The organism is Arenibacter troitsensis (assembly GCF_900177645.1).
Lineage (GTDB): Bacteria > Bacteroidota > Bacteroidia > Flavobacteriales > Flavobacteriaceae > Arenibacter > Arenibacter troitsensis.
Genome location: NZ_FXAO01000001.1, coordinates 542,855 through 561,995, shown reverse-complemented (window position 1 = coordinate 561,995; position 19,141 = coordinate 542,855). Strand labels below are relative to the sequence as shown.

Sequence of the window (19,141 nt, the reverse complement as noted above, 5' to 3'; positions counted from 1 at the left end):
GACGGATGCCCTAAATATTTGGCAACCCTAATAAACTATAGGGTCAATAAGCTATTTGTTTTTCTAACACCTTCTGCGCTTTCCTGCATTTTAGCCTTTTCAGCCTCGGCCAAATCTATTTTTACAATTTTTTCGATTCCATTTTTTCCTAAAAGTACCGGCACACCAATGCAAATATCATTAAGACCATACTCTCCTTCCAGAAAGGCAGAACATGGGAACATTTTCTTCTGATCGCAGGCAATGGCCTGTACCATAGAAGAAACGGCAGCACCTGGCGCATACCAAGCACTGGTACCCAATAACTTGGTTAGTGTAGCTCCTCCCACTTTGGTATCCTCAGATACTTGGGCAAGGCGTTCTTCGGACAAAAATTCGGATACTTTAATACTGTTCCTGGTGGCATGCGCGGTTAGAGGAACCATACCTGTATCACTATGACCTCCGATAACCATACCATCTACATCGGAGATAGGAGCTTCCAATGCCTCTGCCAACCTATATTTAAACCTTGCACTGTCTAATGCGCCACCCATTCCTATAATCCTATTCTTGGGCAAACCAGTAGTTTTGTGTACCAAATAGGTCATGGTATCCATTGGATTACTTACCACGATCAATATTACGTTGGGGGAATGCTCCAATAAACTGGAAGAAACCGTTTTTACAATCCCTGCATTTATCCCTATCAATTCCTCACGGGTCATTCCCGGTTTACGTGGAATACCGGAAGTGATAATAGCTACATCGCTTCCAGCAGTTTTACTATAATCATTTGTAATTCCTGTTATTTTGGTGTCAAAACCATTCAGTGAAGCGGTTTGCATTAAATCCATGGCCTTGCCTTCTGCAAAACCTTCCTTAATATCCAACACAACTACTTCAGATGCAAAATTCTTTATTGCAATGTACTCTGCACAACTTGCGCCAACAGCACCTGCTCCAACAACGGTAACTTTCATTATAAGGTTATTTTAAGTTAAATTTTATCTTTCAAAAGTACTGATTTTTAACAGAACAATACCACCCCAGCTAGAGAAACCAACTAAATTTTCTTGAGAATAAGAATTTGACTTTTTATACCGGCTTACAAAAAAGTGACCGCAAATAAAGCAAAATCCAATTTTATACTGAACGTAATAAAAAGACCTTTTATCGAAAAAAGTTAAAATACCGTTCCATACGTCGAATTAATATAATAGAAAGTTGAAACCGTACGTTCAATAGTAAGTACCCAAATCTAAGAAAATTCCTACAAAATGAAGAAATTATTTTCATTCTTTGCGATCATTGGCATCCTACTGGCCAGTAATTGCACCAGAATAACAGAGAACAACGATCCGGTAATTGGGATATGGTCCCATATTGAGACAAATGGAGGCCCCACCCAAAAGCAAGAGGTTACCGTGAGGCAGGAGTGGATATTTAATGACGCCTACCTAGGTAGATACCACACCTATCACAACAAAGACTTAACGGTTATTTCGGACTTTAAATGGGTCCATAAGGATAGCCTATATGTTATTTCTTATCCCGGCCTTGACAAAGAAGAGGACATTGTACTCATGACAGAATCCGACAACGGAACCATATTGGCAGATCCTAATGGTAATGTATTGGCCATTAAGGAATAAAGGGTACATTTTGGATTTATCTAAATCCAAAATTTATCCCTACAGTAAGGTTATTAAATTCTGCCAAGGAATAATCGGCATGCAACCTAAAGAAACCAAGTTTTAACTTGGCCCCTAGAGTTCCTGAGACTCCGCTTGCCTTTCTAGTCAAGGAAAAGGGATCTACATAGGTTTCTTGAAATGGTCCGGACTGCACCTGGTAGGTCCCTAAAACGTCTGTTGTGGATTTTCCGGAAACATAGCCTATGGCCCCATAAAAATTGATGACCGGAAGCTTTGTGGAGGCCACGGCCTGAACTGTTAAAACATTCATATCCACCTCTATCTGCTGATCGCTACCATCCACAATATTACTGTCCGTAAAATCGTAGGAGGCATTTAAATGTGTATACCCTGCCACTGCCGACAACGCAATTGGCAATATTTTATCGGCTGGCAATAATTTAGAAAAGTCATATTGAAGCCCAACGCCGTACAAGCCCAGGGCAACATCCTCAGTATCAATTTTAGGCAAAAACCTAGCCTTCACTTCCATCCCCTTTATAAGTCCCACACTTAACTGTAAAAAGGCTGTTGGTATAAAGTTGATGTTTTCTGACGCAAGTCCGGTCGGCAATTCAAATTCCTCTCGAGTAGTTATCCCAAGCACCTCACCTTCCACGAAAACATCAATCCCCTCAAGATCCCCCAAAGCCGTTGAAACCGCTTTGGAAGTGCTTCCATCTACAAACTGCAGATTTTCATAATCGGCTGTATTAAGAACAAAAGTCTTTTTGTCTTCCTTATTTTTAAAGGAAGTCATATTTCCAATTATCGATATTTCAAAACCACCCAAGGGTTTGGAATCGGCAGAGTTGTACCATCCATTGGACAAACTATAAATAGCGCCCTCGGAGACCGGGCCGAAATAACTATCTGAAAATTTTTCCGCATCATTGATACCTGCGGCAAACAGTTCGTTAACGTTGGCTTGCGAAAAACCTGCTACACTGAAAAACAAAATTCCGGTTAAAAACAAATACTTCATAACTCTTAGATTTTTGCTAAAACTAAAAAACTCGCACCACTGGTGCGAGTTTTTGTTGTGTAAACACTATTTTTTATGCATCAATGTTGGCATAGACCGCATTTTTCTCGATAAACTCCCTTCTTGGAGGCACCTCATCGCCCATCAACATGGAGAACACCCTATCGGTCTCGGTAGCATTATCAATGGTTATTTGCCTTAAGGTCCTAAATTCCGGATTCATGGTAGTATCCCACAATTGTTCGGCATTCATTTCTCCAAGACCTTTATAGCGCTGAATACCCACGCTACCATTAAAACTTTCTGCAATTTCATCCCTTTCCTTATCGGTCCAGGCATATCGTTTCTTATTTCCTTTCTTCACCAAATAAAGCGGCGGAGTTGCTATATAAACGTGGCCTCCCTCTATCAATTCACGCATGTATCTAAAGAAAAAGGTCAATATCAAGGTCTCGATATGACTACCATCCACATCCGCATCACACATAATCACCACTTTGTGATAGCGTAATTTATCCAAGTTCAAAGCTTTGCTGTCGTCTTCGGTACCAATGGTTACACCCAAGGCCGTATATATATTTTTGATCTCCTCATTTTCAAAGACCTTATGGGTCATAGCTTTCTCCACGTTCAATATCTTACCCCTTAATGGAAGAATAGCCTGAAAAGCCCTGTCGCGCCCTTGCTTGGCAGTACCTCCCGCAGAATCACCCTCAACAAGGAAGACTTCACACAATGCCGGATCCTGTTCGGAACAATCGGATAGTTTTCCTGGCAAGCCACCAATGCTCATCACTGTTTTACGCTGAACCATTTCACGGGCCTTAGTCGCCGCATGACGGGCTTGGGCCGCCAAAATTACTTTTTGGACAATGGTTTTGGCATCATCTGGATTCTCCTCCAAATAATTGGTCAACATTTCCGATACTGCCTGACTTACCGCCGCAGATACTTCCCTGTTTCCCAATTTGGTCTTAGTTTGCCCTTCAAACTGTGGTTCTGCAACCTTTACGGAAATAATGGCCGTTAAACCTTCCCTAAAGTCATCTCCCTGAACCTCGAATTTTAATTTTTCCAACATCCCCGAGGCATCGGCATACTTCTTCAAAGTGGATGTCAACCCTCTTCTAAATCCAGCCAAATGCGTCCCACCTTCGTGGGTATTGATGTTATTCACATAGGAATGCAGATTTTCAGTATAGGAAGTATTGTAGACCATAGCCACTTCTACAGGAATATCATTCTTCTCCCCTTCCATGGAAATTACGCTACGAATAAGAGGTTCGCGATTCCCATCCAAAAACTTGATAAACTCCTTTAAGCCTTCTTCGGAGAAGAAGCGTTCGGTTACATAGCCACTTTCACTGTCCTTATCCTTCTGCCTCTTATCCATTAGGGTAATGGCAACACCTTTGTTCAGGAAAGAAAGCTCGCGCATTCTATTCGCCAAGGTTTCATAACTGTATTCCACAGTCTGTGTAAATATGGTATCATCCGGTGTAAAAGTAACAATGGTTCCCCTTTTATCCGTTTCCCCTACACTTTTTACAGGATACAGGGCCTTACCCTTGCTGTACTCCTGTTCCCAAATTTTTCCATCCCTATGTACCGTAGCTTTCAAGTGCTTGGAGAGCGCATTGACACATGATACCCCAACACCGTGCAAACCACCCGATACCTTATAGGAATCCTTGTCAAATTTACCCCCGGCACCTATTTTGGTCATAACTACCTCTAAAGCCGAAACACCTTCCTTCTTGTGAAGGTCAACGGGGATACCCCTACCGTTATCCTGGGTAGTAATGGAATTGTCTTCATTTATTGTTACACTAATCTCATCACAATGGCCGCCCATGGCCTCATCTATGGAGTTATCCACTACCTCATAAACCAAATGATGCAAACCACGTACCCCAACATCACCTATATACATGGAAGGCCTCATTCGCACATGCTCCATACCCTCAAGAGCCTGGATACTATCCGCGGAATAATTGTTCTTTTTTTGCTCGTCTTTATTTGCTTCTTCGCTCATAAATAAATACTTATTTCATTATAATTTTAGCAATCCTACAAATATACGCAATACCCTATGAAATATAGGGTTGATAGCCCATATAAGTTACTAAGTTATCAACAAAAATTGTGGAAAAATACCAATCGATATAATAGACATCCATGTGGGTTCTTTCCAGGCCAGACTTGCCAATTCCACAGATGCCGCCCATCCAACATAGCTCTATTTAAGTCTGCCCATATTAAAATTAAATAAGTTCACTTTACTCCAAAAAAAACTTCAAAATTTCTTGAGCAACAAACCAAAGAAACTTGAATTATTGTTCTTTCAAAAAAAAGATTGAATAATCCCTTTATCAGGTCTTTCCCATTTCAGCCAGAAAATCCAGGCGTATGGTTGGGAATCACAAATTTTCAAATCCCCCCCTTAAAAAAAGAGGCACCCTCTAAAGGATGCCTCATTTACACTAATAAACTAAAAACTTGATCTATAAAAATCTTATTCTCCTACTGAGCAACATTATTTTACATAAGCATCCGAATGCACCTTGGACACAGCCCTACCGGAAGGATCGTTCATGTTCTTAAAGGCCTCGTCCCATTCCAGGGCAATTTTGGTACTACAAGCCACAGAAGGTTCCTGGGGAACACATAATGCAGCGGCATCTGATGGGAAATGCTCTTCAAAAATGGAGCGATAATAAAACTCTTCCTTGGAGGTAGGTGTCTGCAACGGGAACCTATATTTGGCATTTGCCAATTGATCATCCGTAACTTCCTTCTGTACTATTTCTTTTAAGGTATCTATCCAACTGTAACCAACTCCATCCGAAAATTGTTCCTTTTGTCTCCATGCAACACTTTCTGGAAGCATATCCTCAAAAGCCTTACGCACCACCCATTTCTCCATACGTTCCCCATTGATCATCTTATCCTGCGGGTTAATTCTCATGGCTACGTCCATAAATTCCTTGTCCAAAAACGGAACCCTTCCTTCTATTCCCCAAGCGGCCAGGGATTTGTTCGCCCTTAGACAATCGTACATATGAAGTTTATCCAATTTACGCACAGTTTCCTCATGGAAATCCTTTGGACTAGGTGCCTTATGAAAATATAAGTAGCCTCCGAAAAGCTCATCTGCCCCTTCTCCTGACAGTACCATTTTAATGCCCATAGATTTTATAACCCTGGCCATTAAATACATTGGGGTAGATGCCCTAATGGTAGTAATATCATAAGTCTCCAGATTGTAAACAACATCCTTAATGGCATCCAAACCTTCCTGTATGGTAAATTTTATTTCGTGGTGCACGGTACCTATGTGCTTTGCCACCTTTTGTGCAGCGGCCAAATCCGGAGAACCTTCCAATCCTACCGAAAATGAATGCAATTGCGGCCACCAGGCATCCGTTGTATCATCGGACTCAATTCTCTTTTGGGCATATTTTTTTGCTATAGCAGAGGTTACCGAAGAATCCAATCCACCCGAAAGGAGAACGCCGTAAGGCACATCGGACATGAGTTGTCTGTGTACCGCAGCTTCCAAGGCCTCTTTAATGGCCTGAATGCTAGTCTCATTATCCTTTACGGCATCATATTCCATCCAATCGCGGGTATACCATCTTTTAAACTCCCCATCCTTGCTGTGTAAGTAATGGCCCGGAGGAAACAATTGTATCTTGGTACAGGTTCCTTCCAACGCCTTTAATTCGGACGCCACGTAAAAGGTACCGTTAATATCCCAACCTACATATAGTGGAATAATCCCCATATGATCTCTTGCAATAAAATATTCATCCTTTTCCGAATCGTAGATCGCAAAGCCAAAAATACCGTTCATTTCATCTAAGAAATCAACTCCTTTCTTCTGATAAAGGGCCAAAATTACCTCACAATCAGACTCGGTCTGAAAATCATAGGTTCCGGCAAATTGCTTACGCAGTTCCCTATGGTTATAGATCTCACCATTAGCGGCCAAAACCAATTTCTTATCCGGACTGAACAAAGGTTGTTTTCCCGACGCCGGATCAACGATCGCCAAACGCTCATGAGCCAAAATAGCCTTATCATCGGCAAATATGCCACTCCAGTCTGGACCCCTATGTCTAATTTTCTTGGACATCTCCAGCAATTGAGGTCTTAAAACCTCAGTACTCTCCTTTACATCAAAGGCACATACAATTCCACACATACAATAATATTTTTGTCAATTTTTAAGCAAATATCAAGTTAATATATATATTATAAAATATAAAATCCAAAAATAGTTATAATTTAAAACTATAAATTATAAAATACCTATATATTGTTAATATATAGTTGAATTCACTTACACCAACCCACTATTTTGTAAGGTGTCTAAAATTTACCGACTTTTAATTCAGATTAATGGGAATACTACTTAAATTTGACAATCACTAAAACAAAAAAAAATGAAAAATTTATTTACGATTACACTTATGGTTATTGCATTAGCCTTTAGTTCTGAAGCTATGGCGCAGAAATTCAGTGGATTGGACAAGAGTCCGGCAGACATTGCCTCCTATCCTACTGATTATAAAGTTTCGGAAAAATTGGTTCGCGTAACTTATAGTCGACCACAATTAAAAGGACGTTCAATCTCTGAACTTGCCCCTGCCGGGAAAGTATGGAGAACTGGAGCCAATGAGGCCCCAGAGATTATTTTTTATAAAGATGCCACTGTAGGCGGCAAAGCAGTTGCTGCTGGCACCTATTCCTTGTTTACTATCCCAGGCAATAAGGAATGGACCATAATACTGAACAAGAATTTAAATCAATGGGGCGCCTATTCCTATCAGGAAGATGCGGACGTAGTTCGCGTACCTGCAAGTGTTAGCAATGCATCCGAATCATTGGATGCCTTTTCCATTGCTTATAAAGATGTTGACAATGGTACCCACATGGTTTTGGGATGGGGAAATACAAGAGTTTCCGTACCAATTACCTTTTAAGAATATAATTTTGTTATAAGAAAAAAACCGAAGTTCTTGACTTCGGTTTTTTTTTATGGCCTAAGGGAATCCAAGCAGACCTAGAAAATTAAACATCTTATTCAGGATCTAAACGCCTTTCCCCCGATAGTTGAAAAACACCATCATCTGAACTGGCCTTCCCACTTATTTTATCAGCTATCACATTGAGGCTCACAGATACTATATGACCTTCCAAGTTAAGGTTGAATGACAAGGTATTATCTTCTACCCTAACCTCCTGTGCTATACGCTCCCCTCCCCGTAAGGCAGCCACAACCTTTAGCACACCATCCTTTTTGGATACAAACAATATCCCTTTAGCGTACTCATAAGGCACATTTTCGGCGGAATATTTCCAATTGCCCAGAAAATTTTCCTCGCCCATCAGTAAGGGGCTATTTCTAACCCCAACAGCGAATTGATTTGCATTTTCAACAGCATGGGAAGAAAACCCCAGCAACATAATGTAAACTACAAATCCAAAATTGACAATACTTTTAAAATTTCCCATCTCTTTATTTTTTTGATCAAAATCGTTTTGTGGACAATTTAAATTTTTCAAAATCACGCCTATGACACGCCCACAATATCTTTGTTACTTTTTTTTCTTTTAAGCCACAACACCATAAGAACTCCGATTGGGCAATTTTTATTGTTTAAATTGCCCTCAAAATATGATTCCTATCAACTGGAACCCATGAGTGAAAATCACCTTCCCAGCGAACTCCCGACCCAAATTCAGCTCCTGAAGGCGGAGATTAACCGCCTGCAAATTGAAATCAATGATGTAAATCAAAGGACCTCTGCTTTTGAAAACCTTCTTCGTGCAAAAATTGAAGACGAAATAATTGAGGAACAAGAACTATCATTACTATATAAGCAGCAGAAAAAAGCAAAAAAGGCTAAACGTTTGGCACAAAAAAAACGTGGAAAAAACTTTGACCAGACTGGAATCCTAAGCTCCAATCAGCCCAAACCAATTCCTATAAAGAACCCAATGGAGCAGGAGCAACGGAAGCAATTGTACCGAGAGGCCATGTTATATGTACATCCTGATAAGTTTTCTATGCAAACCGATAAGTTGGATTTGGCCACGGAAATTACTACCAAGCTAATAGAAATATACCGATCCGGGGATTTAACCGCCCTAAAGGCTTATCATGCGCACATTTTTAGCGGCAACACCTTGATAGTACCTCCCAAAAATCAAGATCCATCAAAGGGTCCCGAACTTGCGTACTTAAAGATGGAACTTAAAATACTGCAGGAGGAATTGGCTGAGACCAAAAACAGGCATACCTACAAAGTATTGACGGAGTACGAAAACCCAATGAGCTTTGTGGACGAACTGAAGGTGTATTACAAAGACCGACTCATGAAACTTCGAAAGAGGACAAGATCGAAATAATAATCCAAAATGGATTGGCTATTCACCATAAAAGCCCTAAAAAACCTAATGTTTAAAACTTTGCCACCATCGCTTTAACACAGCAAAGGTAAGTTTTGGGCCCTGGGGCTGCTGTTCCTTAAAAATAGGTATTTCATGGTTGAACGAAGTATTAAACAGCTTCTTTATAGCGTCTATAAAAAACATTCGTCCAATGCCCCAATAAAATGCGCTGGGTATCCCCCTTTTTTATAGTTTTGCAGACTTAAATTTGAGATATGATATCTGTAGATGCAATAGCGGTGGAGTTTAGTGGTGACACCTTATTTAGTGATGTTTCCTTTGTTATCAATGAAAACGATAAGATTGCCCTTATGGGAAAAAACGGGGCTGGAAAATCGACCATGATGAAAATAATTGCAGGGGAACAAAAAGCTACCCGTGGTCATATTCGATATCCAAAGGACGCTGTAATTGCCTATTTGCCGCAACATTTACTAACCAATGATAGCTGTACCGTTTTCGAAGAAGCCTCCAAAGCCTTTAAGGAAATCTTTAGCATGCGTGATGAAATTGATCGCCTGAACAAGGAATTGGAAACCCGAACCGATTATGAATCGGACGCCTATATGAATATCATTGAAAAAGTATCGGACCTAGGCGAGAAATTCTATGCGCTAGAGGAAATAAACTATGAGGCAGAGGTTGAAAAAGCGCTGAGGGGACTAGGGTTTAAACGCGAAGATTTTCATCGCCTTACCAGTGAATTCAGTGGCGGGTGGCGAATGAGAATAGAACTTGCCAAGATATTATTGCAAAAGCCGGACCTAATACTTTTGGATGAGCCTACCAACCACGTAGATATCGAATCTGTAATTTGGCTGGAGGATTTCCTCCTGAACAAAGCAAAGGCAGTTGTTGTAATTTCCCATGATAAAACCTTTATTGACAATATTACCAATAGAACCATAGAAGTAACTATGGGCAGGATCTATGATTACAAGGCCAACTACACCCACTACCTTCAATTAAGGGAAGACAGACGAAGCCACCAAATAAAAGCTTATCAGGAACAGCAAAAATTTATTGCGGACAACCAGGCCTTTATTGATAGATTTAAAGGCACCTATTCCAAAACCAACCAGGTTACCTCCAGGGAAAGAATGTTGGAAAAACTTCAGATTATAGAAATTGATGAAATAGATACGACCGCTCTTAAACTAAGGTTCCCACCTTCCATACGTTCGGGCGACTATCCGGTTACCGCCGAAGGACTTTCCAAAAGTTATGGCGACCATGTGGTTTTCAAAGATGCCAACCTCTCTATTTCGCGTGGCGAAAAGGTTTCTTTTGTTGGAAGGAACGGCGAAGGAAAATCTACAATGATCAAGGCCATTTTGGGTGAAATTGAAGTTGAGGGAAAATGCAGTTTGGGGCACAATGTAAAAGTTGGTTATTTTGCCCAAAATCAGGCCTCCTTGTTAGATCCTGAACTCACCATCTTCCAGACAGTGGAGAAAGTAGCGGAAGGGGACGTGCGTACACAGATCAAAAATATTCTAGGCAGGTTTATGTTTAGCGGCGATGACCTAGAAAAAAAGGTAGGTGTACTTTCTGGAGGGGAAAAAACCCGATTGGCCATGGTTAAATTGCTATTGGAACCGGTAAATCTTTTGATCTTGGATGAACCTACCAACCATTTGGACCTAAAATCCAAGGACGTGCTTAAGGAAGCATTACTTGCCTTTGACGGCACATTGATATTGGTCTCCCACGACAGGGATTTTCTTCAAGGACTGTCACAAAAAGTATTCGAATTTAAGGACAAACGCGTTATAGAGCATTTTGAGACCATAGATGCCTTCTTGATACGCAACAGAATAGAGAATCTTAAAGAAATAGATTTAAAGGCCTAAGCCCAACATTAATATCAGGCTGTGTTCCAGGCTAAATCCAACCATAGATTATCCCCCAACTTTAGGACTTAAAAAAACTGTCAAAAAATAGAAGTTGGTATTGAATGGCATTGGCCCAATAATCCCAATTATGGCTTCCAGGTCGCTCTATATAATCGTGGGGTATATTTCTTTCCATCAATTTTTGGTGCATTCTGTTATTGGCATCATAAAAGAAATCGTTAATTCCACAGTCAAAAATGAGCTTTAGGTTGTCCTTTTTCAACAAATACACCAAATTGATTACGGTATTATCTTCCCAATTGCCCCGATTTACGGCATAATCGCCCAGGCGTTGGGAGAGGTCCCAGTTTTCTGGAAAAGGGCGTATATCCAGACCCCCGCTCATACTTCCTGCAGCACCATAAACTTCCTGATGTTTAAAGGCCAGATAAAATGCCCCATGGCCGCCCATACTCAAGCCCGTAATAGCCCTGGATTTCCTATTGGGCAGAGTGTTGTATTTTTCATCCACCGCCTCAACAAGCTCCTTGGAAACATAGGTCTCATATCGCATGGATGGATCTACGGGACTATCAAAGTACCAACTGGTCCTACTTCCATCAGGACAGACTATTATCATGTTATAGGTATCGGCATAATCCCTTATGGCCGATACCTTGGTTACCCAATCCGTATGGTCGCCCCCTGCTCCGTGCAAAAGATAAAGTACCGGATAAGCGTGTTTTTGTCCAGAATAGCCATCGGGCAAAATAACCAGATTGGCAATAGATTTGCCCATGGACTTACTTGTGACCTTTAGAGTATCAAGCTGGGATGCAAATGCACCAAAAACTGTAAATAAAACTACCCCCAAAGTCAAAAACAGTCTCACTTTCATACAATTATATTTTAATTATTTTTCTTGTAAATAGATTCGTTGATATGCGCGCTTAATGGTGGAAAATTTTATAAGTTTACTTTAAAAACGTTCCATTTACCGCATTTTCAAATCTAGGTAAAAAAGACAAAATACCCCTCTTAAACCATACAAAATGAATCCAAGGAGAAATCAATGGATTTTACTTCACAATAGATTACAAAGACTCGAATTACGCAATGGGATCAATTTTGGGAGGCATTCCCAAAAATTTATGCAATAACCTTATGCCCTTCTGGAAAGGGACGGTAGGCATAGTACTGCAGCACTTCCTCTATGGCGGCCTTCATGGCTTTATTGATAGGAAGAATACTATTGCCCATCCTAAAATCTATTTGATTTAGATTCATGTAGTAATCAGTAAAAATGGGCACGTAAAGTCCGTTCTTCATGGCTATTTGGACATTTTCATAACGTTCGGCCTGATTCTCTTTTATAATCTTACAAGTGGCCAAACGCAGTTGCCCCAACTTGTCCCTACTTGCACCATATCCAAACAATCGGCATATTAATCCACGATACTTATAGTCGCCACAACTACCGCTATGGCTATCCAGGACAGAAAGAGGCCTGTACAAATAGCACAGACTACTGCTACTTGCCCTCAACTCTTCCAAGGTAGTTTCTGCCTTCCCATTCAAAAAGAGTTGAAAAGCCCAGGGCAGAAATTCCAAGGGGGAAGCATCTATATCCGGATGGGTGCAACATTTACCGCAACCTACTTTACAGCCCAGACCCGATTCGGATTGAAAAGTAGCTATCTCCCCATCCAAAACGGCGAATAACGCTTCAACTGCTTTTACCCTACTTTCCATGGACATAAATATTTTGCGCGAATGTACGCCAATAAAGGAATCGTGCAACAATTATTTAATGTCCCGCTTTAGAAAAATATAGAGCCCAAAAATCTTATCCATTTTACTGAAAATGAGTGACTAATAAATTACTTTTAGCCTAATCCACTTTTTTCATTTCCATCCAAAACGGGAAGATATTTTTATTATCCACAGCATAAAAGGGAATTAGTAGGCCCGTCATTTTGGGGAAATACACCCGCTTCATTTGAATAATATCTGTATTCGCTTTTTTATTTTCCATTTGTCTTACCAAGGTATTGGCTTCCAAAACCATTTTTCCAAATGCCTTGACCGGTTCAACAAATTTGAAGTTGATGTCGTAATAACCCTCTACCACACTTACATCCCAGTGACCATAAATTTCTTCCTGATTCCAAATTCCGCGTTCTCCGCCAGCATCGTTCCTATTAAGTATTACCGGGTTTTCGTTTGGCGTACCTACCATGATTCTTGGAGGATGCACCAAATTTTCCGAGAGGATCAACTCATTGTATATGTTGTCCATTTCCCTTTTAAGGTCCATGGCCAATGCCTTGTTTTCGTCCACAAGGTTGCGTTGTTCGTATGGATCCTTTTTTAGATAAAACAATTCAAAATCCTCTATAGCGGCATCATAATCCGTTTTTCCTACCAGTTTATACCCAGCTTTTTGTATAGCCATATTATTGTACAGCTCCGGGTAACGACGGGACCAATAAAAGAACAAGGAGCGATCTGCCCATTCCACTCGCCGACCCTCTATTAAAGGAACCAAGCTTTTACCATCTATTATCCTGTCTTTAGGCATTTCCACTTCACATATTTCCGATAGCGTAGGCAGTACATCCAAATGTGCCGACATGGTTTCCACATCTTTATTACCCTTATAAAGTGCTGGATATTTCAAATAAAACGGCACCCGTACACCCCCATTAAAAACATCTCCTTTAAGACCCCTCATACCCCCCACATATCTGGTCTGTTGGGGACCATTGTCTGTCATAAAAATTACAAGCGTATTATCAGTGAGCTTCAAGTCCTCTAATTTTTTAAAGAGTTTCCCTAGATTATCATCAATATTGTTTACCATGGCGTATACCTTCCTGGCATCCTCCTTGTCCTTTTCGCTCATTTTTGAAAATGGCTTGCCGTCCTTGCCAAACCCGGCAGAAGGGTCTATGTCCTTGTACTTTTGATAATAGGAATCCGGCACCTGTAAAGGTGTATGCGGCGCGTTAAAAGCCAAATAGCAGAAAAAGGGCGATTCCTTATTTTTATCAATAAAATTGATGGCCTGGTCGGTAAAAATATCAGAGCAATACCCTTCAAAAGATTCCTGCTCATTATTGTGCCAAAGTACTGGGTCAAAATAGCTTCGATCTCCCTTGAAATATGTAGTGATATCCCCTACTTGCCCCATACCTCCGGATAGATGGATTACTGACTCGTCAAAACCCTGGTCACTGGGTCTACTTGGATAATTATCCCCCAAATGCCATTTACCAAAAGCCCCGGTACTATAATTGGCCTGCTTCAACATCTCGGCTATGGTAACCTCATTGGAAGCCATGATGGCACCTCCGTTGTAAGTATCCCTCATTCCTGTTCGCAAAGAATAACGCCCTGTCATTAAACTGGATCTCGTGGGTGCACATACGGGAGACACGTAAAAATTATTGAACCTTACACTTTCTCTTGCCAAAGCATCAATGACCGGTGTTTTTACATGGGGATTCCCAGTAAACCCCAAATCCCCATAGCCCTGATCATCCGTAATGATCAAAATTACATTGGGTGGTTGATTCTTCTGGGCATATCCATTTGTTGTAAAGCCCAAAATCATTAAGAAAAAAATACAATGCAAATACTTTAGGTTCATAACTATAGTTTCAGGTTTTGTTGATTGTTATTTTAACAAACTAAATTGGATTACAAATTACCTAATCTCCAATAAATCTACGTTAAATGCCTATTTAAAGGCAATAAATGCTTTTCCTATTTCTGAGGTTTAACTATCCATTCCCAATTCAAGGTAGTCAAATCGGTTACCGCCAGCCCTGCTCCATGGACGCTGTTACCAGCGCAGTGCCCTAAAATAAGATTACTCGGATCTGTAAAATACAAGGCGGTATAACAATACCAGCCTTCAGGGTCCGTTGCTATATTTTTAATGTTTGCCCATGTTTTTCCCTCGTCCTTTGATATGGCTATGGTTAAAGGGGTTCTTTTACCTTTAATAGTTATATCGGAGCCATCGTTGTTATTCCACACCATGACCCAGTTCTTGGTTCCAGGTACCTTCTCTATAGTAGCTGGCGAAAGCGGGGAATAAATGGAACTGGGCTCTATGTGACTCCAGCTTGCACCACGATCTTTTGAAAAAGACAGCTGCTGAACGCCACCGCTCGCCCTAATGTACATCATTATACGGCCATCATTCAATTCTATAAGACCTGGTTCCTGGGTGATAATTTCGGTATTATTAGGTACCATTTCGCTAGAAGTCCAAGTTTCACCATTATCATCGGAGTAATAAGAAAATAAATTGCCCCGTGCACTGAAACCCTTTTCCGTAGTGGGGTGTTCCGCCACTGCAAACATCAAACGCCCATCCTCTAGCTGAATAACCCTATCATTATTCAGAACAAAATATCCTTCCTTGTCTGTGATACATGGAATCGGTGAGCTCCAGCTCTTTGCTTCATCCGTAGATATCCGCATCATGGGAATACAATCCAACGTACTATTTTTCCTTAGGTAAAATAAGGCTATAGCACCATTTTGAAGTCGCAGTAAGGAAACCGACATTACGTTCATTCCGCCTTCATTGGGCAACACCACCTCATCCTGCGCACTCCATGTATTTCCATTATCCTCTGAAAATCTACTTGCCAGATGTGCAGGGTCATGGTCGGACCCAGTACCCTGGGTATAATGGGTGTATACAAATAGCAGATTTCCATTTTTTAAGCTAATGAAATCGCCCTCACTGTTGCGGGGGTTATCCGCCGAAGGCCTTAGACTCAAAACGGTCTCAGGCCCTTTGGAGTCCGATATTTTGTTGTTTGCCTTATGGGTTTTACAAGAGAAGGCAATTCCCAACAACACCCAGATCAGTATGGTACTTGGAAGAATTTTTATATTCATTATTGGATTATAGAAGGTAAACTTATGTTATAGTAATCATTTAAGTTCAACCAAGGGTATTTCTGCAAAATAAATAGAGGTTTTTTCGGTCTCGTGAGAAGAATAGTAGCTCATATAAAGGGTATCATTTTCGAAAACAAAACCGGGATAACTGCTATCGGAATTCGATGGCAATTTCAACACCTCCTTAAAATCTCCATTTTTATCAAAGGAAACCAGTCCGGTATACTCCCTATTAATCCTTCCCCCACCAATAAATATACCCTCGTCTATCGCTACAAAGTCGGGACCTCCAATAAAATATGGCGACTCGGTAAAGTTCCAGTCGGTATAAGGAGGACTACTTTTCCCCAAATAGGCCTTTTTGTTGCCCTTTTCACGTCTTATTAGCATTAACATATCGCCATTGGGTAAAAAGCGGATTGTGGATTCATTGGGATTTCCTTCAATTCCCAGATCCGCAACCATTTCATAATCCACCCCGTTGGTAGTTTTAACCAATTTTATGGTCGTCTCATTGTCACCTGCCTCATTTTCCTTTCTGGAATACATGCCTCCATATCCCGTACCCTCATGCCAAGTTAGGCTCCAGAGCCAGTCGAACTTCGATTTTATGCCGGCATCATATTTAATGGGTTGTGGCGTTGAAAACCTGGTACCTATAGGATTGGAGAATGCTACATGGGGTATTCCTCCCAACAGAGTCTTGCCTTCATAAATGGACCCTCCCATAGTGGCCATTATGAGCCCCTCTGGAGTAACCGATAATTTGGGATCCCTTAAATCAAATCCGCTGAGGGCAATTTGATCAACTTCTTTCCAAACCATGCCATCTTTAGAGGTAATAATTTTTATTATTCCATCCTTTCCGTACACATGATTTTCCCCTGATCGGAATGCACAATAAAAATCACCTTTAAACTTGATTAGGGAAGTAAAGGCGTTGTAATTTTCATCGGAATATATCTGCGAAACTTTGACGCCTTTTGGCAGGGTCTGTGAAATGCTATTTAAAGTGATAAAGAAGATTAAAATTGATATGGTAGCAACCAGTGATTTTTTCATATGTATGGGTTTGGATTTGATTAATGCTGTCATGAATTAAATGTTGGTTTGCCAAAATCGCTTCCCAAAACTTTATCGCTTAAGAACCAGAATATTTCAACGGACAATAGCCTATAAAAATATTCTGCTTCGTAAACTTCCTAAATTATAAAATATAGGCATCATTTAAAAATGAAATAACCATTCAAAATCCTCCAACACATTGAAGGAAGATTCCTAAATAGCTTATGGCAAAATCAAACACAGGTCCAAAAGGATGGCAACAAAAAAGTCCAACGCCTTATGTACAATGTACTGGGACGTTCAGCTTCTCCTGAAAACCAATATAATCTATTGTTCTTGAACAAATAATCCAATAATTTTAATTTTCTGGAATTTGTAACATCATAAATACGGTAGCCAATTTAGGATATATTGTCTAGCCCAATAGTCTTTACTTTTTGGCTTTCCACGTCTCAAACTCATTAGCAATTTTATTGTCCACCAAAGGGTACAATCCAATAATTGATCGCCCATTTTGCACATTTTCCATCACAAATTCCTCGAATAAGGTCATTTGCAAACATTCGTCGGCCACCTCATCGGCAATACCGGCAGGGATTACCATAACCCCATCATCGTCCCCAACCAAAATATCCCCTGGAAAAACAGCTACATCGCCGCATCCAATGGGTTCGTTAATGGCAATGGCCTGGTGCAAAGTAAGATTGGTAGGTGCCGACGGTCTATTGTGATAGGAGGGAATATTCAACTCGGCTATTTCGGCAGAATCACGGAATCCCCCGTCTGTTACAATTCCCGACACCCCTCTTACCATTAATCGCGTAACCAATATGGATCCCGCTGAAGCGGCACGGGCATCCTTTCTACTGTCAATAACCAAAACCGCGCCCATTGGACACTCTTCAACCGCTACCCTCTGCAAATGTTTAGGATCTTTAAACACTTCAATGGTATTTAAATCTTCACGGGCCGGTATATATCTCAGAGTATAGGCCTCCCCTACCATAGTAGGCTTACCCTGCTTTAAGGGTTTTACGTCTTGAATAAATTGTTTTTTCAATCCTTTCTTAAAAAGACAGGTAGCAATGGTGGCGGTACTGACTTTTCTTAATTTCTCTTTTGCGGAATTTGTTGTGTGGTCCATTTTGTTATGCTTGGGTTTTCCAATTTATTCAGCTCTTTGCCAAGCTTCCTGAAGGAAGGTTAAATCTTTTTTCATTTGAGCAAAGACTTCTTTTTTGTCTATGGTGATCTCTTTCGCTCCGTGTTCCGCACCGCCCAATCCATACTCCAGGTGTAGGGATACCGGCACGTTGATATGGTATTTTTTAAGTAAGGAAAAGTAGCGGTCAAAATCGACCATCCCTTCCCCTAGCGGCGTATTGATAGGCTTCCATTGTCCTTTAACGGTTCCCCATTTAAAATCTTTAATGACTATTGATTTGATAAAAGGTCTAATAAGTCGCAACCCGAGTTCCCAACAACTGCCTCCTTCCACCACGGCATGTCTTATATCATATTGGCAACCAATATTTACATTTTTAGTGGCCTGAAGAATAGGTGGCAAATCCCAAATGGGCGCCCCAACATGATTACCCGCATGATTTTGATAACAGCCAATAAGGCTCAACTGTTTGTTTAGAACTTCCAATTTTTTCAATTGTTGGCCATAGATAGCCTGACTTTCAGCAATCTCCCTATTCTCGGGATAGCTTAGCCAAGCCGTACGATAATGGGTAAAACCACTTTTGCTGGCCGTCTCCAACACGGATCTGTGCTCCTTATTTTCAACATCAATTACATTGGTGGTCATCAGTCTAGGGTTTAGACCATATTTTTTCATGGCCTCGACCGCCTTAGGCAAATCCTCGGATACGCGATCTGGTAATACGTGCCCCTCTGGCCTTACCGTCAAATCCAATCCGTCAAAACCCATTTCCGCCGCCGCCTCGGACATATCCTTATAGTTAAGGAACTGAAGATGTTTGGAAAATAAATGCACTTCCAGATTCCCGCTAGATTTGGAAATAGGATTAAAAATGGATTCATCAAATCCCATCAATGGTAAGGCAGCACCAGCCATTGCGGCAAGTTTAACAAAATCTCTTCTTTCATAAATTGTCCTTTTCTTCATTTTATAGGTTGCTTTATAGATTATTATACAATTTTTATGTTAAAAATTTGCTAGTCCAACAAAT

At 40.7% G+C, this 19,141-nt stretch carries 16 protein-coding genes; 4 read left to right on the top strand and 12 right to left on the bottom strand.

Features of this window, described 5'->3' with window-relative positions:
• Positions 1-35 precede the first annotated feature (35 nt).
• A complete protein-coding gene (gene mdh / locus B9Y87_RS02170; RefSeq protein ID WP_085495737.1) occupies positions 36-962 on the bottom strand; it encodes a malate dehydrogenase in 927 nt (308 codons plus the stop codon).
• A gap of 297 nt (positions 963-1,259) precedes the next feature.
• Here mdh and B9Y87_RS02165 point away from each other — a divergent pair, with 297 nt between their 5' ends.
• Positions 1,260-1,634, top strand: coding sequence for a hypothetical protein (locus B9Y87_RS02165; protein WP_085495735.1), 375 nt, complete (start codon positions 1,260-1,262; stop codon positions 1,632-1,634).
• Positions 1,635-1,650: 16 nt separating this feature from the next.
• Here B9Y87_RS02165 and B9Y87_RS02160 read toward each other — a convergent pair whose 3' ends face one another.
• From B9Y87_RS02160 to asnB, 3 genes are all read right to left on the bottom strand, one after another.
• A complete protein-coding gene (locus tag B9Y87_RS02160) occupies positions 1,651-2,661 on the bottom strand; it encodes a DUF6588 family protein (RefSeq protein ID WP_085495733.1) in 1,011 nt (336 codons plus the stop codon).
• 73 nt (positions 2,662-2,734) lie between these two features.
• Positions 2,735-4,696 carry a DNA topoisomerase (ATP-hydrolyzing) subunit B gene (gene gyrB / locus B9Y87_RS02155; protein WP_085495732.1) on the bottom strand — a complete coding sequence of 654 codons (1,962 nt, stop codon included), beginning with the start codon at positions 4,694-4,696 and terminating at the stop codon, positions 2,735-2,737.
• 501 nt (positions 4,697-5,197) lie between these two features.
• Positions 5,198-6,868, bottom strand: coding sequence for an asparagine synthase B (gene asnB / locus B9Y87_RS02150; protein WP_085495730.1), 1,671 nt, complete (start codon positions 6,866-6,868; stop codon positions 5,198-5,200).
• Between the two features lie 241 nt (positions 6,869-7,109).
• Here asnB and B9Y87_RS02145 point away from each other — a divergent pair, with 241 nt between their 5' ends.
• Complete coding sequence (locus B9Y87_RS02145) at positions 7,110-7,649, top strand: DUF2911 domain-containing protein (RefSeq protein ID WP_085495728.1); 540 nt, start codon at positions 7,110-7,112, stop codon at positions 7,647-7,649.
• Positions 7,650-7,746: 97 nt separating this feature from the next.
• Here the strand turns inward: B9Y87_RS02145 and B9Y87_RS02140 are convergent, their stop codons facing one another.
• Positions 7,747-8,181: a hypothetical protein gene (locus B9Y87_RS02140; RefSeq protein WP_139827123.1), complete on the bottom strand. Its 435-nt coding sequence runs from the start codon at positions 8,179-8,181 to the stop codon at positions 7,747-7,749.
• 186 nt (positions 8,182-8,367) lie between these two features.
• Between B9Y87_RS02140 and B9Y87_RS02135 the strand changes: the two genes are divergently transcribed.
• Entirely contained in the window at positions 8,368-9,078 is a 711-nt protein-coding gene (locus B9Y87_RS02135; RefSeq protein ID WP_139827122.1) for a hypothetical protein, read from the top strand.
• 257 nt (positions 9,079-9,335) lie between these two features.
• A complete protein-coding gene (locus B9Y87_RS02130) occupies positions 9,336-10,973 on the top strand; it encodes an ABC-F family ATP-binding cassette domain-containing protein (protein WP_085495722.1) in 1,638 nt (545 codons plus the stop codon).
• Between the two features lie 61 nt (positions 10,974-11,034).
• Here the strand turns inward: B9Y87_RS02130 and B9Y87_RS02125 are convergent, their stop codons facing one another.
• From B9Y87_RS02125 to B9Y87_RS02095, 7 genes are all read right to left on the bottom strand, one after another.
• On the bottom strand, positions 11,035-11,853 hold the full coding sequence (locus B9Y87_RS02125; protein WP_085495721.1) for an alpha/beta hydrolase: 819 nt from the start codon (positions 11,851-11,853) through the stop codon (positions 11,035-11,037).
• 251 nt (positions 11,854-12,104) lie between these two features.
• Positions 12,105-12,707: a YkgJ family cysteine cluster protein gene (locus tag B9Y87_RS02120; RefSeq protein WP_317045104.1), complete on the bottom strand. Its 603-nt coding sequence runs from the start codon at positions 12,705-12,707 to the stop codon at positions 12,105-12,107.
• A 139-nt stretch (positions 12,708-12,846) separates the two neighbouring features.
• Positions 12,847-14,607, bottom strand: coding sequence for an arylsulfatase (locus B9Y87_RS02115; RefSeq protein ID WP_085495717.1), 1,761 nt, complete (start codon positions 14,605-14,607; stop codon positions 12,847-12,849).
• Positions 14,608-14,723: 116 nt separating this feature from the next.
• The gene (locus tag B9Y87_RS02110) at positions 14,724-15,875 is read right to left on the bottom strand and encodes a sialidase family protein (protein ID WP_085495716.1); all 1,152 of its coding nucleotides are present in this window, start codon (positions 15,873-15,875) and stop codon (positions 14,724-14,726) included.
• A 36-nt stretch (positions 15,876-15,911) separates the two neighbouring features.
• Positions 15,912-16,940 (bottom strand): exo-alpha-sialidase, encoded by a 1,029-nt coding sequence (locus B9Y87_RS02105; protein ID WP_139827121.1) that lies wholly within the window; start codon positions 16,938-16,940, stop codon positions 15,912-15,914.
• A 433-nt stretch (positions 16,941-17,373) separates the two neighbouring features.
• Entirely contained in the window at positions 17,374-18,087 is a 714-nt protein-coding gene (locus tag B9Y87_RS02100) for a ribonuclease activity regulator RraA (protein ID WP_085495712.1), read from the bottom strand.
• Between the two features lie 24 nt (positions 18,088-18,111).
• Positions 18,112-19,077, bottom strand: coding sequence for a sugar phosphate isomerase/epimerase family protein (locus tag B9Y87_RS02095; RefSeq protein WP_085495710.1), 966 nt, complete (start codon positions 19,075-19,077; stop codon positions 18,112-18,114).
• Between the last annotated feature and the right edge of the window lie 64 nt (positions 19,078-19,141).

Bases quoted from the DNA above. Each gene is read 5' to 3' on its own strand.
- B9Y87_RS02100 (WP_085495712.1), bottom strand. From the start codon at position 18,087: ATGGACCACACAACAAATTCCGCAAAAGAGAAATTAAGAAAAGTCAGT.
- B9Y87_RS02105 (WP_139827121.1), bottom strand. From the start codon at position 16,940: ATGAAAAAATCACTGGTTGCTACCATATCAATTTTAATCTTCTTTATC.
- mdh (WP_085495737.1), bottom strand. From the start codon at position 962: ATGAAAGTTACCGTTGTTGGAGCAGGTGCTGTTGGCGCAAGTTGTGCA.
- B9Y87_RS02120 (WP_317045104.1), bottom strand. From the start codon at position 12,707: ATGGAAAGTAGGGTAAAAGCAGTTGAAGCGTTATTCGCCGTTTTGGAT.
- B9Y87_RS02165 (WP_085495735.1), top strand. From the start codon at position 1,260: ATGAAGAAATTATTTTCATTCTTTGCGATCATTGGCATCCTACTGGCC.
- B9Y87_RS02140 (WP_139827123.1), bottom strand. From the start codon at position 8,181: ATGGGAAATTTTAAAAGTATTGTCAATTTTGGATTTGTAGTTTACATT.
- B9Y87_RS02145 (WP_085495728.1), top strand. From the start codon at position 7,110: ATGAAAAATTTATTTACGATTACACTTATGGTTATTGCATTAGCCTTT.
- B9Y87_RS02115 (WP_085495717.1), bottom strand. From the start codon at position 14,607: ATGAACCTAAAGTATTTGCATTGTATTTTTTTCTTAATGATTTTGGGC.
- gyrB (WP_085495732.1), bottom strand. From the start codon at position 4,696: ATGAGCGAAGAAGCAAATAAAGACGAGCAAAAAAAGAACAATTATTCC.
- B9Y87_RS02095 (WP_085495710.1), bottom strand. From the start codon at position 19,077: ATGAAGAAAAGGACAATTTATGAAAGAAGAGATTTTGTTAAACTTGCC.
- B9Y87_RS02160 (WP_085495733.1), bottom strand. From the start codon at position 2,661: ATGAAGTATTTGTTTTTAACCGGAATTTTGTTTTTCAGTGTAGCAGGT.
- B9Y87_RS02110 (WP_085495716.1), bottom strand. From the start codon at position 15,875: ATGAATATAAAAATTCTTCCAAGTACCATACTGATCTGGGTGTTGTTG.
- asnB (WP_085495730.1), bottom strand. From the start codon at position 6,868: ATGTGTGGAATTGTATGTGCCTTTGATGTAAAGGAGAGTACTGAGGTT.
- B9Y87_RS02125 (WP_085495721.1), bottom strand. From the start codon at position 11,853: ATGAAAGTGAGACTGTTTTTGACTTTGGGGGTAGTTTTATTTACAGTT.
- B9Y87_RS02135 (WP_139827122.1), top strand. From the start codon at position 8,368: ATGAGTGAAAATCACCTTCCCAGCGAACTCCCGACCCAAATTCAGCTC.
- B9Y87_RS02130 (WP_085495722.1), top strand. From the start codon at position 9,336: ATGATATCTGTAGATGCAATAGCGGTGGAGTTTAGTGGTGACACCTTA.